Annotated in this window: 8 protein-coding genes; all 8 read left to right on the top strand. The window is 37.0% G+C overall.

The features are described from left to right. The first annotated feature begins 155 nt into the window (after nucleotides 1-155). Nucleotides 156-1,835 (top strand): hypothetical protein, encoded by a 1,680-nt coding sequence (locus ASE21_RS14210; protein WP_057123346.1) that lies wholly within the window; start codon nucleotides 156-158, stop codon nucleotides 1,833-1,835. A 163-nt stretch (nucleotides 1,836-1,998) separates the two neighbouring features. Next, nucleotides 1,999-3,123, top strand: a complete 1,125-nt coding sequence (locus ASE21_RS14205) for a glycosylase (RefSeq protein WP_057123345.1) — start codon at nucleotides 1,999-2,001, stop codon at nucleotides 3,121-3,123. A 235-nt stretch (nucleotides 3,124-3,358) separates the two neighbouring features. Continuing rightward, nucleotides 3,359-6,688, top strand: a complete 3,330-nt coding sequence (locus ASE21_RS14200; protein ID WP_057123344.1) for a glycoside hydrolase family 2 TIM barrel-domain containing protein — start codon at nucleotides 3,359-3,361, stop codon at nucleotides 6,686-6,688. 278 nt (nucleotides 6,689-6,966) lie between these two features. Then, complete coding sequence (locus ASE21_RS14195) at nucleotides 6,967-10,365, top strand: glycosyl hydrolase (protein ID WP_057123343.1); 3,399 nt, start codon at nucleotides 6,967-6,969, stop codon at nucleotides 10,363-10,365. A gap of 220 nt (nucleotides 10,366-10,585) precedes the next feature. Beyond that, nucleotides 10,586-12,019 (top strand): sialate O-acetylesterase, encoded by a 1,434-nt coding sequence (locus ASE21_RS14190; protein ID WP_057123342.1) that lies wholly within the window; start codon nucleotides 10,586-10,588, stop codon nucleotides 12,017-12,019. Between the two features lie 209 nt (nucleotides 12,020-12,228). Then, nucleotides 12,229-14,559, top strand: coding sequence for a DUF5703 domain-containing protein (locus ASE21_RS14185; RefSeq protein ID WP_057123341.1), 2,331 nt, complete (start codon nucleotides 12,229-12,231; stop codon nucleotides 14,557-14,559). 29 nt (nucleotides 14,560-14,588) lie between these two features. Further along, nucleotides 14,589-17,030 carry a hypothetical protein gene (locus tag ASE21_RS14180; RefSeq protein ID WP_057123340.1) on the top strand — a complete coding sequence of 814 codons (2,442 nt, stop codon included), beginning with the start codon at nucleotides 14,589-14,591 and terminating at the stop codon, nucleotides 17,028-17,030. 174 nt (nucleotides 17,031-17,204) lie between these two features. Continuing rightward, a complete protein-coding gene (locus tag ASE21_RS14175) occupies nucleotides 17,205-19,223 on the top strand; it encodes a glycoside hydrolase family 127 protein (protein WP_057123594.1) in 2,019 nt (672 codons plus the stop codon). The last annotated feature ends 101 nt before the right edge of the window (nucleotides 19,224-19,324 follow it).

Genomic DNA, 19,324 nt, shown 5'->3' with positions numbered 1-19,324 from the left:
ACAACGCCAGTTTTGTCATTTCGACGAAGGAGAAATCTCCGCGAGAAACTCCATAAAGTTTGAATTAGATTGTCGAGCTGCTTACGGAGATTTCTCCTTCGTCGAAATAACAAGGTTGATGGTAATTCCGGAATCAATAAAAAATAAAAAAACAAATGTTTTCAAAAAATATCAAATACAATTTCAAATTAAAAGCAACTTTTCTAGTGCTGTTTTCAATCTGCGTGCAATTTTCGGCAACAGCACAAAATACATGGAAACCAGCTTCATTCGAAATTGTAAAATCAGACTACAAAACATTCAAAACGACACAATATGCACATGTATTTTCTGGAAGCAAACACAATATTATTCGTTTAGCTCCCGAATTACAAGGATTGACAGGAATTGAACTTCCGTTAGAAAAATATAAAAATGGAAATAATGCTTCATTGCAATTAAAATTTAAAGAAGCGGTAACGGTTTTAATTGGTGTTTTTCAGGAGAAAAATGGTGAATATCTTCAAGCAGAGAAACTTCAAAATGCCAAATTAATTTTAGAAAATGGAGTAACCATTACCGGACTTCCTCCAATAAATATTTATGCAGTTTCTTATTCTAAAGGAACACAAACCCTCAATTTCGGAAAAGGATTATTTGCCTTTTTAGGAGTGGTAAAAGCTTCTGAAAAACTAGAACCAAGAAATGCCCAATTCCCGGACGGAAAATTATGGAACCCAACTTTTATTGTCGAAGGATTTTCAGATGAAAAACCGCTTTTCGAAATTATCGGCGGAGAAAATAAAGCCATTATCGACGAAGGAATGTCTGGGACAGAAGGAATTCAGGGAGGTTTTGAAGGCGGACGTGTGGTAAAAGTCGGCGATACTTATCATATGTTTCCAACCGAAAGAGCGGGAGAAAAAGGCGTAGATTATTATTACGATCGCGTAAAAACCAAGATCGGACACTGGACAAGTAAAGACGCGATTCACTGGAAAAGAGAATCAACCATTTATCAGGCAAGTGGTGTTTATGCCGTAACCGAAGATGATAATCCCATGAATGATCGTCGCGCTGCCATTTGGTCTTATATGCCGGTTTTTAATGAAAAAGCAAACAAATGGTACGGCTATTATTTGGCGTACACGGTAAGTAAAGAAATAGAACCCAATCATTCTTTTGGAAGAATTTGGCGTTGCGAATCGACTGTTGAAGGCATCAACGGAATTGGTGGGCCTTATAAAGATATGGGAATTATTATGGAACCGGGATTAGATTCTCAACCTTGGGAAGGACGTCAGGGTGTGGCCTCTTTTTTTCCGTATCAGGTAGGAGATAAATTCTTCGGATTTTACAGCGGGGCATATCCATTTAATTCATGGGCGGATTATCCAAAGAAATCAGGTAAAGGCTGGTTCGTGGCTTTAGCCGAATCTAAAAGTTTAGAAGGACCGTGGTTAAGAATGAACAAAGGTTTGGAACCGATAAAATCAATACATCCGTTATTTGTTGAAAATCCAATCGTAAGTCAGTTGCCAAACGGCCTGTACATCGCGATTTTCGATGGAGGTCCGGACGGCTGGGGACATCATTTACCCAACATGATCGGATATTCTTTATCAGCAGATGGAGTAAATTGGCATGAAGCACATTATTTACCAATTGAAACCAAAGTAGATAAATGGTGGGATATTATGAGAACGCCACTATGCCTAATCCCGGAAGGAAATGACGTTTACACGATAGTTTACAACGCCATCGATCTGAAAAAAAGATTCCATCCAACAGGAATGGTAAAAGTAAAATTGAACAAAAACGTAATGGATTTACGTTTAAAAGAATTAAAGAAATAATTGACCACAGATTATACAGATTAAACGGATTGACACAGATTATTTTAATTTAAACGATGATGATCTGTGATAATCTTTTAATCTGTGGCAAGAAATAAAAATAAAAAAATCAGCGAATATCAGTTTAATCAGTGTCATCCGCGTGCCATTACAACACAAACCAATGAAAATTAAATACCTATTTATCGCCATTTCAACACTGTTTATAAGCAGTTGCGCGACCAAATACAAAAAGCGTGAAATTACAGAAAACGTAATGCAGGAAATTTATGAAGAGATAAAAACACCTTATAAATACGGATTGGTGATGGTGCCAACAGACAACTCTTATAAAATGGACTGCCCAAGCGTTTTTAGAAAAGACGGTAAATGGTACATGACGTATTTAATCTATGACGGGAGAGGTTACGAAACCTGGCTGGCAGAAAGCGATAATCTTTTAGATTGGAAACATTTAGGAAAAGTAATGTCTTTCTCAGAAAATGAAAAACACTGGGATGTCAACCAAAAAGCGGGCTATATTTCATTGCAAGACATGACTTGGGGCGGAAGTTACGAATGGGAAAAATACGAAGATAAATACTGGATGAGTTATTTTGGCGGAGACAGTAAAGGTTACGAAGCAGGCATTTTGTCTATCGGAATGGCGTATACAAAAGAAGCACCGACAAAACCACATAAATTTCAAAGATTAGAAAATCCGGTTTTAACACCAAAAGACAAAGACGCCAGATGGTGGGATAATAGTACGATGTACAAAAACAGTGTGATTCGTGATAAAGACAAATTAACGGGACACAACTTTATAATGTATTACAACGCCCGTGGCGATAGTTTAAATCCTGCTAAAGGCGCTGAACGTATTGCTATGGCAGTATCCAACGATATGAAACATTGGGAGCGTTATGGTGATAAACCTTTAATCAATCATCATAAAGGAATCTCTGGAGATGCTTATATTCAGCGTATTAATGATACATGGGTGATGTTCTATTTTGGAGCTTTCTGGACAGGTTGGAATCAGGGTGCCTTTAACCGTTTTGCAGTTTCAAATGATCTGGTAAACTGGACCGACTGGAAAGGTGAAGATTTAGTCAAATCATCTGAACCTTATGACGATATGTTTGCACACAAATCATTTGTTGTAAAACACGATGGAGTTGTGTATCATTTTTATTGTGCCGTTAATAAAGCAGAACAACGCGGAATTGCAATTGCAACTTCAAAAGATTTAGGAAAAAGTAAGTTGAATTTTGTGGCTCCGCCTGAGAAAAAGGTTAAAAAGTAATTATGAGTTATAAGTTATGAGTTTTGAGTTTTAAACCAGACAGGTTTTTAAAAATTGTCAGGTTTAATAACCACAAAATAATTAAGAAATAGTTTGTCATTTCGACTGAAGAGAAATCTCCGCGACAATATTCCACAAAGAAAGAAAATACTTTGTAGAGCTTCTTACGGAGATTTCTCCTCCGTCGAAATGACAAAAATGCGAGTAAAAACAGCGAATAAAAAATATAGAATAAATGTTCAAACCAATTCAAATAAATCACTTTTTTAAGTTTCGATTTTCGATACCGAAACCAGTATTCCCATTTTACATCCTACTTTTCACTTTTTTCAATTCTCAGGCACAAACTGTTACAGGCGAAAAAGCAGGAATACCAGAAAAACCTAAAAAGTACATTTACGCACCGTGGGAAGATCCAACTGTGACAAGCATTAACAGAGATGCTTCGCGTGCTACTGCTTATTCGTATACCAATATTGAAGACGCGCTTAAAGGCGACAGAACCAAAAGCCGATTTAAACTTTTGAATGGCGATTGGGATTATAAATATGCCATAAATTTAGAAGAAGCTTCAAAGGATTTTTATAAAACAAAAGTTTCAGGCTGGGACAAAATAGAAGTTCCGTCAAATTCAGAATTAAAAGGATATGATATTCCGGCTTACAAAAGCGCGGTTTACCCGTTTCGTCCTGTAAATCCGCCTTTTATTCCGAAGAAATCAAATGCAGTTGGATCGTATCAACGCAGTTTTACCGTTCCCGAAGATTGGAAGGATCTGAATGTGACACTTCATTTTGGTTCCGTAAGTTCTGTTTTTCAGGTTTGGCTGAACGGGGAATTTTTAGGGTATGGAGAAGATACTTTCCTGCCTTCAGAATTTAATATTACACCGTATTTAAAAGCAGGAGAAAATGTAGTTTCGGTTCAGGTAATTCGCTGGGGCGATGGTTCTTATCTTGAAGATCAGGATCACTGGCGTATGAGCGGAATCCAGCGTGATGTTTTTATTATGGCCGAGCCAAAAGTCCGTATTCAGGATTTCTTTGTGCAGACCAAATTAGACAAACAATACAAAGATGCGGTTTTTAAATTAAGACCAAAATTAGAAAATCTTACAGGCGATACCATTAAAAATCAGAACTTTGAAGTTCAGTTGTATGATGCCAATAACAAACCATTATTCAAAGAACCTTTAAAAAAATCGGTTAACGAAATGTTGAACGAAAGTTATCCGCGTCTGGATAATGTCCGTTTTGGAATGTTTCAGGAAACGATCGAAAATCCAAAAAAATGGAATACAGAAGAACCAAATCTGTACACTTTGATTATGGTTTTAAAAGATGCGAACAACCAAATTACAGAAGTAAAAAGCTGTAAAGTAGGTTTCCGTTCAATAGAATTTTCGAAAGAAAATGGTAAAATGCTCATCAACGGAAAAGAAACATATGTATACGGAATCAATCGTCACGATCATCATCCCGTTCGCGGAAAAGCTGTTACTAAACAGGATATTTTAGAAGATATTATTACGATAAAAAAGTTTAATTTCAATTTTATCAGAACCAGCCATTATCCTGCCGATCCTTATTTTTATGATTTATGCGACAAATACGGAATCATGGTTATGGACGAAGCGAATCAGGAAACACACGGAATTGGCGGAAAATTAAGCAACGACCCAAAATGGACAAACGCATACATGGAGCGCATGACCAGAATGGTAGAACGCGATAAAAACCACCCATCTGTTGTAATGTGGAGTTTAGGGAATGAAGGTGGAAAAGGCCCAAATCATGCTGCGATGGCAGGCTGGGTTCATGATTTTGATTTAACGCGTCCCGTGCATTACGAACCGGCGCAGGGAAATCCAAAATTAGACGGCTATATTGATCCGCTTGATCCGCGATATCCAAAAACAATTGATCACGCTTATAGATTCGAAAACCCGCAGGACGAACCTTATGTAGATATGGTGAGCCGTTTTTATCCGGGCGTTTTCACCCCTAAATTTTTAGTCGATCAAAAGAAAGATACACGTCCAATTATTTTTGTGGAATATTCTCATGCGATGGGAAATTCAGTTGGAAATTTAAAAGAATTATGGCATGAATTCCGTTCGCTTCCAAGAGTTATCGGAGGTTGTATATGGGAGTTTAAAGATCAGGGATTATTGAAAAAAGATCCGGCAACCGGGCAGGAATTTTTTGCTCAGGGCGGGGATTTTGGAGAAAAATATCATGACGGAAACTTCAATACAAAAGGAGTTGTCGATTCAAACGGAAAACCAAAAGGTTCTATTTATGAATGCAAATGGGTATTTCAGCCTGTGAGTTCAACGATGAAAGATGATTTTAAAATTGAAATAGAAAATCGTCAGTCGGTTCGGTCTTTAGACTATTATATTCCGGTTTTAAAGATTTTAGAAAACGGGAAAATTATCAAAACGCAAATCCTTCAGTCCTTAAAAGCTGAAGCGGGAAAATCGGTAACTTTAGATGTAAAGTCTTATCTGCCAAAAATGAAAAAAGAAGCAGAATATTTTTTAAACATAGAATTTCAGCTTCCGCAAAATGAAGATTGGGCACCAAAAGGGTATGCCGTTGCAGAAGATCAGTTTTTGATTCAAAAGAAAGAGATTAATTCATTCGAAGAAAAAGGAAATAAAGCTGAAGTAACCGATTCTAATTCTGATTTTAAAGTAAAAGGAAAAACATTCGAAATCACAATTAATAAAACAAACGGAGCTTTGAGTTCCTATGTTTTTAATGGAGAGGAACAAGTTTTTGCGCCATTGCTTCCAAATTTTGTGAGACCGCTTACAGACAATGACAAACGCGGTTGGAAATCTCACAAACTTTTGAAACCATGGTATGTAGCAAAACCAAAATTAACCAATATCGAAATTGATAAAAGCAGTTCTCAAATAAAAATCACCAGTAATTATGAAGTGATTAAAGACAGCGCAAGTGTAAACGTTGTCTACAACATCAATCCGGACGGAATCATAAAAGTCGATTATAATTTAAAAGTTACCAATAAATTACCAAACATTCCAAAAGTCGGCATGCAAATGGGAATCCAAAGAAAATTTGATCAGATTTCATGGTACGGAAAAGGTGAGTTAGAAAATTATATCGATCGCAATTCAGGTTTAACTGTTGGGAAATATTCTCTGCCAATAAACGACTTTTTAGAACATTACGTAAAACCTCAGGAAAACGCCAACCGAACAGAAGTAAGATGGATGTCATTTACGACTCCGCAGAAAAATAAAGGTTTGTTGGTTGTAAAGGATAATCAGCCTTTAAGCATGAGTGCATGGCCGTACACGCAGGAAAATTTAAGCGCCAAACATACTTTTGATTTAAAAGATCCGGGATTTTTGACCGTAAATATTGATTTAATCCAAATGGGAGTTGGCGGAAACGACAGCTGGACGATTGTGGCTCAGCCGTTAGAACAATATCAGATTCCGGCAAAAGATTATCAGTATAGTTTTTACTTGGTTCCTTTTACTTCGGCTAAAAATGGTTTGGAGGAAAGTTTGAAGAAGTTTAAGTATTAGATTTAAGTTAAGGATTAATTTTTGTTTGTCATTTCGACAAAGGAGAATCATGCGAGATTTAATACAGAATGGAGAATTATCGTTAAACATAGCCCAAGGTTTCAACCTTGGGAAAACGTATTGGAAATTACGTTAAGTCCCAATGGTTGAAACCATTGGCTATATTAGAATGACAAAATAATCCCCTTAATCTGCAAAATCTGCGAGAGCAAATTTTTCCCGCAGATTAAGGAGATCATTAAAATTTATAAAAGATTATTAGATTTAAAAATAAAATAATGCTCAACAAAAAATACCTCTTTTTTATCTTCCTTCTTGCGGGATTCGTCTCCGCACAGGAAACCTATAAAAAAGAAAATGCCTTTTTTCAGCCCACGATAGAATCCTCAAAACCCTGGGTGTATTGGTATTGGATGCAAAGCGCTTATTCTAAAGAAGGCATCACCGCCGATTTAGAAGCGATGAAACAAGCCGGAATTGGAGGTGCCTATTTAATGACCATAAAAGGTCCAGCAAATCCGCCATTGATGAATCCGCCGGTTTTACAGTTGAGCAAGGAATTCTGGAATTTGGTGCATTGGGCATTGACAGAAGCAGACCGATTGGGGGTAAAAATCGCGTTTCATCCCGCAGACGGTTTTGCTGTTGCAGGCGGACCCTGGATTACGCCGGAAATTTCGATGCAAAAAGTGGTTTGGTCAGATCTCGCGGTAAGTGGAAATAATTTCAAAAACATTGCATTACAAGTTCCAAATCATTACAAAGATTATTATAAAGATATCGCCGTTTTTGCAATTCCGCAGAACGAAGAAATTGTCACTTCTTACCAAAAACAGCCAAAAGTTACATCAACTTTAGCCGATTTTGATGCTTCATTTTTAACTGATTCTGCCAAAGAAGATCAATTTAGATTAAAAGAAAAAGGCTGGATTCAGTATGAATTTGATCAGCCGTTTTTGTGCAAATCCATTCAGATTGAAACCAAAGGAAATAACTATCAGGCGCATCGTTTGATTGTCGAAATTAGTGACGATGGCAAAAATTTCAAAAGTCTGGGAAGATTGACAACTCCGCGACAAGGCTGGCAGGATACAGACACGTTTTATACACACAGTTTAATTCCGACAAAAGCAAAATATTTCAGATTCGTTTATGATCCGGCTGGAACAGAACCCGGCGCAGAAGATCTAGATCCCGCAAAATGGAATCAGGGCTTAAAAGTAGCCAAAATCATTTTATCAAACGAAGCTTTAATCGATAATTATCAGGGAAAATCGGGCGCAATCTGGAGATTAAGTCCACAGACGACAGAAGAGCAAATTGGAAAATCAGATTGCATTGATCCTTCAAAAATGATTAATATTTCGAAGTTTGTTGATGCAAATGGAATTTTAAATTGGAAATCTCCTTCAAAAGGAAACTGGAGAATTATTCGTTTTGGATATACTTCTACAGGCCACGAAAACGCAACGGCAGGCGCGGGAAGAGGTTTAGAAGTAGACAAATTTAATACCGAAGCCATTCGTTTTCAACTGGATCATTGGTTTGGAGAAATGTTACGGACTGCAGGACCGGAACTTGCTTCAAAAGTTGTTAAAATCCTTCATATGGACAGCTGGGAATGCGGAAGCCAAAACTGGTCGCCTGTTTTTAGGGATGAATTTAAAAAACGAAGAGGTTACGATATTGTTGATTTTCTGCCGGTTATGGCTGGAATTCCGGTGAAAGATATTCAGACTTCGGAAAAAATATTGTACGATGTTCGAAAAACAATTTCTGAGTTAGTTGCAGAGAATTTCTTCGGAACATTAAAAGATATTGCCAAAGAATCCAATGTAAAATTCAGTTCAGAAAATGTTGCGCCAACCATGATGAGCGACGGACTTTTGCATTTTAAATATGTCGATTATCCAAGCGGTGAATTTTGGCTGAAAAGTCCAACACACGACAAACCAAACGATATGCTCGATGCGATTTCGGGCGGACATATTTACGGGAAAGGCATAATTCAGGCAGAAGCGTTTACAGAATTAAAAATGGATTGGGACGAACATCCCGGAAATCTTAAAACGCTGGCCGACAGAAATTACGCTTTAGGAATCAACCGATTTTTCTATCACGTTTTTGTTCATAATCCGTGGACAGACAGAAAACCGGGAATGACTTTAGACGGCGTCGGTAGTTATTTTCAAAGAGATCAAACCTGGTGGAAACCCGGTAAGGCATGGGTTGATTATTGCCAGAGAGTACAGTTTCAATTGCAAAAGGGAAAACCTGTTATTGATTTAGCCGTTTTTATTGGCGAAGATCTGCCGTCTCGCGCGATGCTTCCGGATCGCTTAGTGCCTTTTATTTCGAATGTTTTTGGGAAAGAAAGAATTGAGAGCGAAAAAATCAGATTGGAAAATGAAGGTCAGCCGAGTTTAAGAGCGCCAAAAGAAGTGACTTCATCTAAAAATTCAACCGATTTATCGCAATGGACAAATGCGATGAACGGCTATCAATATGATTCATTCAATGCTGATGTTTTAATTAGCAGAGCACAAGTAGAAAACGGAAAAATAACATTTGGCGGTGGAATTTCATACGGCGCTTTATTGTTTCCGGGAAGTCATAAAATGGCTCCCAATAAAATGATTTCTCTGGCTTCCGCCGAAAAAATATTAGAATTGATAAAAGCTGGCGCAACTATTTTTGTGGATGAAAAACCAAATCTGCAACCCGGAATTCAATCAGAAGCTGATCAAAAAAAATGGCAGAATGTAGTAGATGAAATCTGGAATAATGCCAATGCATCTTCATGGAAAATAGGAAAAGGAACTGTTATAAAACTTCCATATTTAGATAATGATTTTGCTTCAATCGGAATTACGCAGGACGTTTATTTTTCAAATTTAAACAGAGCCGATTCAGAAACTATTGCCTGGACACACCGCAAATCAGAAACTGAGGATATTTATTTTATTTCAAATCAAAAAGAACAAAAAAGAACATTAGAAGCTTCATTTAGAATTTCAGGAAAATTACCCCAATGGTACAATCCTGTAACCGATAAAACAACTGTATTAGAAAATTGGAAAATCGAAAATGGACGTACCATTGTTTCTTTATCATTAAATGAAAATGAATCTGGTTTTGTGATTTTTAAGGAAGAAACTAAAGAAGTTTTAGCGAAAGCTAAAGTTGCTGAATTTGAAAAAGTTCAGGTTCTGGATGAAAATTGGGAATTGCAGTTTGATCCGGAATTTAAAGGTCCGAAAGCAGTCATAAAAACCAACAAACTTTTTGACTGGAGTACTGCAGAATATGATCAGATTAAATATTATTCAGGAACCGTAATTTACAAAAAAGAGTTTGTCTGGAAAGGAAAAGATTCAAATAAAATCTGGTTGGATTTAGGAGAAATTGCCAATATCGCCGAGATTTCAATCAACGGAAAAGACTGCGGAACGCTTTGGACTTTTCCTTATAAAACAGATATTTCGAATGCATTACAAAAAGGAGAAAATACAATCGTAATAAAAATAACCAACACTTGGGCAAATCGATTAATGGGTGATGAAAAATTACCAAAAGAAGAAAGATTAACCTGGACAACCGCGCCATATCGCTTGGAAGGGAATCCATTGCTGAAAGCGGGATTATTGGGGCCGGTTACGATTATAATGGAGAAATAAATACAAACCTGCAGAGCTTATTGCTTTTATTATTGTTTTACCATATAAACTGGACTAAAGTCCAGCCCTATAATATGTTTCGGGCCAATGGCTCTGGTTTATAACGTAAAAGTTCCATAGGAACGATTCATATTGTAGCGTCGGGTTTTAACCCGATGAATTATAAGAATGATTCATATTATAACAACAAAATTAATTTGTTGTAACATAAAATAAAAAAATGAGAAATTTTAGAAAATCAATTATTGCATTTGTGGCTGTTTTATCCAGCCTTCAAATCAATGCAAAGATGAAATTACCCGCTTTATTCTCGGATAATATGATGCTGCAGCAAAAGTCGAATGCACCAATTTGGGGATGGGCAGAAAAGAATGCAAATGTTACCATAAAAACATCGTGGAATTCTAAAATCTACAAAGTAAAAGCAGATGTTTCAGGAAAATGGAAAGCAGAATTGCAAACGCCAACTGCAGGTGGACCTTTTACAATTGAAGTTGCAGAAGGTATCGAAAAAATAACCATTAAAAATATTTTAATTGGCGAAGTTTGGCTGTGTTCGGGACAATCCAATATGGAAATGCCATTGAAAGGTTTTCCTGGACAACCCGTAAGAAATGGAAACGAAATTATCGTAAGATCGACAAATAAAAACATACATTTTATAACCGTTCCAAGAGCGACAGTTTTAGAACCAAAAGATGATTTTGAAGGAAAATGGGAAGTGGCTTCACCAAAATCGACTGCTAATTTTAGTGCAACGGCTTGGTATTTTGGATCACTTTTGCAGGAAGTTTTAGACGTTCCGGTTGGGTTGATTCATGTTTCATATGGAGGTTCAAGTATGGAAGCGTGGATGAATCAGGAAATGCTGAAAGATTTTACAAGCGCTAAAATTCCGACCACAAAAGAAGAATTAGCGAAAGATCCAAATCGTATTCCGACGACTTTATTTAACGGAATGCTTTCTCCGGTAATTGGTTACGGAATCAAAGGCTGCATTTGGTATCAGGGCGAATCGAATTACGAAAGAGCTTCTGAATATAAAGAGTTAATGAAAAAAATGGTAAGCAGTTGGAGAGCTTTATGGAAGCAAGGCGATTTACCGTTTTACTATGCTCAGATTGCGCCGTTTAATTATGCTTCTTTTCATCCAAAAGATTATCTGGAAAAATACAATTCGGCTTACTTGAGAGAAGCACAATTGAAAGCTTCAGCAGAAATTCCGAATTCGGGAATGGCTGTTTTGATGGATGTTGGAGAAGAAAATAATATTCACCCGACAGATAAGGAAAAAGGCGGAAATCGTCTGGCATTCCAGGTTTTAGCAAAAACATACGGTGTTGAAGGTTTCGAATTCGAAAGTCCGAAATACAAAAGCATGGAGATAAAAGACGGTTCAGTAACAGTTTCTTTTGATGATGTTCCAAACGGAATTACAGCTTATGATAAGGAAGTTTTAGGTTTTGAAATTGCCGGGGAAGACAAAGTTTTTTATCCTGCTAAAACCGTAGTAAGAAGAAAATCAGTGGTGTTGACTTCTGATAAAGTTGCCAAACCAGTTGCTGTTCGTTATTTGTGGAAAGATTTCGCGAAAGCGGAATTATTCAGTACGGGCGGTTTGCCGATTTCTTCTTTTAGAACGGATGAATGGTAAGGTAAATGCGCTCCTGCAAGGTTTCCAAAACCTTGTAGGTATCTAGAAGATGTTTAAAATTGCTTGGTGGTAATAATTAATATTTTATCTCTCGCAGATTGTGCTGATTGAGCAGATTATATTTTATCTGCAAAATCTCCTAAATCTGCGGGAGAAAAACAAAAAAAAAATTCCTGCAAGGTTTCCAAAACCTTGCAGGAAACGTAAAAATGAAAAAATTCATACTCATATTTTCTTTCTTCACCACGCTTTGTATCAAAGCACAAATTCCTGTGCTTGAAAATTACAACCCAATCTGGACAACACAAAGCAAAAATTCGTCAGAATCAATGCCTTTGGGTGGTGGGGATACTGGTGCGAATGTCTGGGTCGAAAAAGGCGATTTGTATTTTTATTTTTCGCGAAGCGGGACTTTTGACGAGCATAATGCTTTATTAAAATTAGGCCGTGTAAAAGTAAGTTTAAGTCCGAATCCTTTTGAAGGGAGAGAAGATTTTTATCAGGAATTAAAACTGAAAGACGGCTATATTTTAGTGAAGCAAAATGATACCAAAATCAAACTTTGGGTGGATGTTTTTAAACCGATTATTCATGTTGATTTAGAAAGTAAAAATCCGTTGAAAATGACGGCTTCTTATGAGAGCTGGCGATATCAGAACCATCATTCAATAGGAAAAGAAAACAATGCCAATTCCTATAAATGGGCGCCTCAGGGGGACATCATCATTTTTAAAGATTCGATTGCTTTTGAAAATAACGGAGTGAAATTCTATCACAGAAACCGCGAACAAACTGTTTTTGACGTTGCTGTAAAACAACAAAAAATGGAATCGGTAAAAGACCAAATGATGAACCCGATTGCCAATCTGACTTTTGGTGGATTTATGAAAGGTGATAATCTAAAACCTGACGGAACTTATTTAGGAAAATATCAGGATACCGATTTTAAAGGTTTTAATTTGACAAGTATAAAACCTTCTAAAAAACAGGCTTTAGAAATTTATTTAAACACAAGTCAATCTGATTTTTCTAACTGGAATAATGGTTTGAAAACCTTGATTACTGAAAATAAAAACACAGCCAAACAAGCTGAGAAAAACACGATAAAATGGTGGAATACTTTCTGGAATCGCAGTTTTATTTTTACACAAAAAAATCAATCGATTGAGAAAGATTCGGTTTATCAAATTGGACAGAATTATCAGCTGTTCCGATACATGCTGGGATGCAATGCTTACGGGAAATATCCAACAAAATTCAACGGCGGATTATTTACAGTTGATCCTGTTTACGCGAATAAAGACCTGAATTTTACACCCGATTTCAGGAATTGGGGTGGAGGAACGATGACGGCTCAAAACCAGCGATTGGTTTATTTACCGATGTTAAAAAGCGGTGATTTTGATATGATGAAGTCTCAGCTGGATTATTATTTGAGTCTTCAAAAAAATGCTGAATTAAGAAGTCAGGTTTATTGGAAACACAATGGAGCATGTTTCACAGAACAATTAGAAAATTTCGGACTTCCAAATCCAGCTGAATACGAATGGAAACGTCCTTCAGATTACGATCCGGGAATGGAATACAATGCATGGCTGGAATACGAATGGGATACGGTTTTGGAGTTCTGCCGGATGATGTTACAGCAGAAAGAATATGCGGGAGAAGATATTCAGAAATACAATCCCTTTATCATCAGCTGTCTTCGTTTTTTTGATGAACATTATCAATATTTGGCCAAACAAAGAGGCAGAAAAGCATTAGACGGAAACGGAAAATTAATCCTTTTTCCGGGTTCCGGAGCGGAAACGTATAAAATGACGAACAATTCTAATAGCACAATTTCGGCTTTACAGGTTATTACAGAACAGCTTTTAAACCTTTCACAGAAAGAATTATTGAAAGAAGATATCGATTATTTAAAAGCATTTCAAACCAGGATTCCGCCTTTAAATTTTGGTCACATTGAAAATCATAAAGTTTTGGTTCCCGCAAAATCTTGGGAAAGAGTAAATAATTCGGAAGTTCCGCAACTGTATCCGGTTTATCCGTGGGGAATTTACAGCATTGGGAAACCAGATTTAGAAACGGCTTTAAATACATGGAAATACGATGCCGATGCCATTAAATTCAGAAGCCATATTGGATGGAAACAGGACAATATTTTTTCGGCAAGATTGGGTTTGACAGAAGAAGCAAAAAAATACAATCTGCTGAAAATGGCCAATTCAGATCGAAGATTTCCGGCATTTTGGGGACCGGGTTTTGACTGGGTTCCGGATCATAATTGGGGTGGATCGGGAATGATCGGGATGCAGGAAATGTTATTGCAGGAAGCTGATGGAAAAATCTATCTTTTTCCCGCCTGGCCAAAAGATTGGAACGTTCATTTTAAATTACATGCTTCGCAAAATACTGTTATTGAAGCTGAACTGATAAATGGAATTATAAAAGACATAAAAGTTATTCCTGAAGAACGCGCAAAAGACATCGTGAATCTTTTAGGAAAATCAATAGAAGAAAAAAGAAAATTAAAGTAACAAGACCAAAAAAATAAAAATAAATAGAAATGATAAAGAAAATAGTTGGCTCTTTTGCTATGCTTTTGGCAGTAAACGGGCAGGCGCAAAACACTGAAAAACAAATAGTAAAAGTCGATTTTGATTTTTTTCAAAGAAGATTGGAAGAAGTTCACGATCCGAGTTATGAGGCTTGGGTAATCAATGAAAACAAAGAAGACGAGAAAACTTTTAACGGAGTAAATTTTAAATTAAAAGGAAACTTTACTTCTAAATGGTACAAAGTGGGAATGAACGCTCCGTATTACAACAGATTAGGAAGTGACGGTTTGGTAACGGCTGAAAATTTAGAGCTAAAAATCAGCGGTTTGACAGCAGGAAAGCATACGCTTTTAACGTTTCACAATGCGTTTGATGTGATTAACGGAAAAACTTTTTCTCCAATAAAAATTTATGTAAACGGAAAATTGGCAGAAACAATAAATGCCAGTCAGAGAGCCAATGCAAAGATTGATGCTTCAATGGCTTACATAACTTTTAATGCTGAAAAAGGTAAAGATGTAATTATTAGTTTCCAAATTGAGCCAACCACAAATCCTGATATTGTCAAGCAAATCGTGATTAATGGTTTTGAAATTGATACGCCGAATTTAATGAATCAGGCGCGTACTCCGCAGCCTGCAAACAGAGACGAACATGTTGCAGATAAGAATATTATCCTGAAATGGGATGCTTCTAAAAATGCGGTTGCGCATCAATTGTATTTTGGTGAAGATCAAAATGAGGTTACAAATGCAAATGAGTCTTCAAAAGAATATAAAGGGAAATTGACTGAAACTGCTTTTCCGCTTTCAAATTTATACAGTTTATCAACCTATTATTGGAGAGTGGACGAAATTGACAGTAAAGGAAATGTGACTTTAGGAAACGTTTGGTCGTTTAAACCTGCACAACTGGCTTTTCCGGGTGCTGAAGGTTACGGTCGTTTTGCTGTTGGAGGACGTGGCGGAAAAGTAATTGAAGTTATTAATCTAAATGACGACGGGCCTGGAAGTTTGCGTGACGCTGTAAATCAGGAAATTGGACCAAGAACTATCGTTTTTAATGTTTCGGGCAATATCAAATTGGATTCAAGATTGGTTGTAAATCAGCCGTATATTACTATTGCCGGACAAACCGCTCCGGGAGAAGGAATTACGATTACGCGCGCACCAATCGGATTGACAGGAAATGACGGTGTAATCCGCTTTTTGAAAGTTCGTATTGGAGGCGGTAAAACATTTGACGGAATGGGCTTAACAGGTGCAGATTACAGCATTATAGACCATTGTTCGATCAGCTGGACGATTGATGAATCGTTTAGTTCGCGTGGAGCGCATCATATTTCGCTGCAGCGAACTTTAATTTCAGAAGCTTTAAATGTGGCCGGACATGACAAATATGAAGTTGGAAAAATGCACGGTTATGCGGCTACAATTGGCGGAGATATCGGAAGTTTTCACCACAATTTATTGGCACACAATGAAGGGCGTAACTGGAGTATTGGCGGCGGTTTAAGCGGTGACGGATTTTACACGGGAAGAGTAGATATTACCAATAATGTGGTTTACAATTGGGGAAAAAGAGCAACTGACGGAGGAGCTAATGAAGTAAACTTTGTAAACAATTATTACAAGCCGGGAGCGTCAACGCAGATTTTTGTGGCGTTAAATGCACAGCATGAAGGAGTTGGAAAAGGAATGCAACGTTATTTCTTTAGCGGAAATGTTATGCCGGGTTATTTTGATGAAAAAAATCAGGATAAAGGTAGAAAATCGACGATAACGAATAATGAAAAAATAGATTACGAAACATTTGTAGACAAACCATTTTTCGAATCCTATATAAATACACAGTCAGCAAAAGGAGCTTATAAAAATGTACTTTCGGATGTTGGGGCGAATCAGCCGTTTTTTGATAAACACGATAACCGAATTGTAGACGAAACACTAAAAGGAACTTTTACTTATAAAGGAAGCAAAAGCGGTTTAGGCGGGTTAATAGACAACGAAGCCGATGCTGGCGGATGGCCAAATTTCACTTCTGAAACACGTCCGGCAGATTGGGATACCGATCATGACGGATTGCCAAACTGGTGGGAAAAAGCTTTTGGTTTAAACGAAAATTCAAAAGCAGGCGATTTTTCAGATGCTAATTCGGATACAGATAAAGATGGATTTACACAATTGGACAATTATTTAGACTGGATGGCGCAACCGCATTTCTTTATAAAATCTGGTGAAAAACTGACTTTGAATGCTGCAGATTATTTCAAAGGTTTTGAAGGAAAACCAGTGTATACTTTCTCAGATCTTAAAAACGGAAAAATAAACCTAAAAGGAAAAGAAATTCAGTTTACGGCTGTAGAATCTGGATTTGCTTCTTTTATATTAACCGTAAAAGATGCTGAAGGAGATACCATGAGCAGAACAATTAATTTGTTTGTAAAATAAATAATGAGTTTGCCACTAATTACACTAATTCCACGAATAATTTTTCTGCCACAGATTAAAATGATTAGCACAGATTATTTAATCAAAAATTAATTTAATCTTTTTAATCTGTGGCAAAAAAAGAAAAATTAGTGTCAATTAGTGTAATTCGTGGCAAAAAAAAATAAATTCAAAATGAAAAAGAACATCATCATCTCAGCTTTATTCTTTTCTACAACGATTTTTGCTCAGAATAAAGGATTAGTTGCCAATTCAGAAAGTCCGTATTCGAAGTTACAAAGCGTTGGTTTACAAGATGTAAAATGGACAAACGGATTCTGGAAAGAACAATTTGATGTTGAAACCAAAAATACCCTGCCATACATGTGGGATTTGTATCATAACGATTCGGTTTCGCATGCTTATAAAAACTTTGAAATTGCTGCAGGTTTGAGCAAAGGTGTTTTTAAAGGACCTTCTTTTCATGATGGTGATTTTTATAAAATTTTTGAAGGAATGGCGGCTGCTTATGCCGTTACAAAAGATAAAAAGCTTGATGCCGAAATGGATGAAGCAATTGCGCTTTTCGCGAAAGTACAGCGCAAAGACGGTTACATTCATACGCCGGTTTTAATTGACGAACGCTGGGGAACGTTAGGCCCGGAAGAAGTGAAAAAGCAACTCGGTTTTGAGAAATACAATATGGGACATTTAATGACTGCTGCCTGCATTCATTACCGCGCAACCGGAAAAACCAATTTCCTGAATATTGCAAAAGGTGTTGCTGATTATTTATATGATTTCTACAAAAAGGCTTCACCGGAATTAGCGAGAAATGCCATTTGCCCGTCACATTATATGGGAATTGTCGAAATGTACAGAACCGTAAAAGATCCAAAATATCTGGAGTTGGCCAATAATTTAATCGACATTCGCGGAACAACAAACGACGGAACAGACGACAATCAGGACAGGATTCCGTTTAGACTGCAGACAACTGCTATGGGACACGCCGTAAGAGCGAATTATTTGTATGCCGGAATCGCCGATTTATATGCAGAAACCGGAGAAAAGAAATTGCTGGATAATTTAGAGTCAATTTGGGATGATGTAGCGTATCGTAAAATGTACATTACGGGAGGCTGCGGTTCTTTATATGATGGCGTTTCACCAGACGGAACTTCTTATGATCCAACGGTTGTGCAGAAAATCCATCAGGCTTACGGAAGACCTTTTCAATTACCAAATGCAACGGCTCACACGGAAACTTGTGCTAATATTGGAAATGTGTTGTGGAACTGGAGAATGCTGCAGATTACGGGAGATGCCAAATATGCAGATGTTGTAGAATTGGCACTTTACAATAGTGTACTTTCCGGAATGGATTTAGAAGGAGAAAAATTCCTTTATAATAATCCGCTGAATGTTTCAAACGATTTGCCTTTTCATCAGCGTTGGGGAAATGAACGTGAAGGATATATTGCATTATCAAATTGTTGTGCACCAAACGTAACCAGAACAATTGCCGAAGTTGGAAATTATGCTTACAATCTTTCGAAAGAAGGTTTGTATGTGAATTTATACGGAAGCAATTCATTAAATACAAAAACATTAAACGGAGAAATTCTCGAAGTTGAGCAACAAACCAATTATCCCTGGGACGGAAAAATAACGTTGAAAATCGTAAAAGCGCCAAAAGGAGAACAAGCCTTTTTCTTAAGAATTCCGGGTTGGAGTCAGAACGCTGAGATTTATGTAAATAATAAAAAGCTGAACGAAAAATTGGTTTCAGAATCTTATTTTAAAATAAATCAAAAATGGAAAAAAGGAGATGTTATTGAATTAAATCTTCCGATGCCGGTTGAATTAATGCAGGCAAATCCGCTGGTTGAAGAAGTTAAAAATCAGGTTGCGGTAAAACGAGGACCGATTGTTTATTGTTTAGAATCAGATCAGCTTCCGGCAAAAATCAGTGTAAACGATGTTGCTTTGGATTTGAAATCAAAATTTACAACTAATCCTTTTACATTAAACAATAGAAATTTAGTAAGTATTGATGCAGAAGCGGTTATCAATTCGAATAATTCGTGGAATGAGGCTTTGTATAAACCGCTTTCTTCTAAAGATGCAACTTCGGTTCCTGTGAAATTGATTCCGTATTTTGCGTGGGGAAATAAAGGAAAAGGGGAAATGACGGTTTGGATGTCGCACTAGGGTTTTGGGACGCGGATGAAACGGATTTACTTCGTAAAGACGCGGATGAAAACGGATTTTTTATTTTTTAAATGTCTGTTAATAACCGTACAGTTTGTCAT

Source organism: Flavobacterium sp. Root901 (assembly GCF_001429765.1).
Classification (GTDB): domain Bacteria; phylum Bacteroidota; class Bacteroidia; order Flavobacteriales; family Flavobacteriaceae; genus Flavobacterium.
This window is presented reverse-complemented; position numbering and strand designations above follow the sequence as displayed.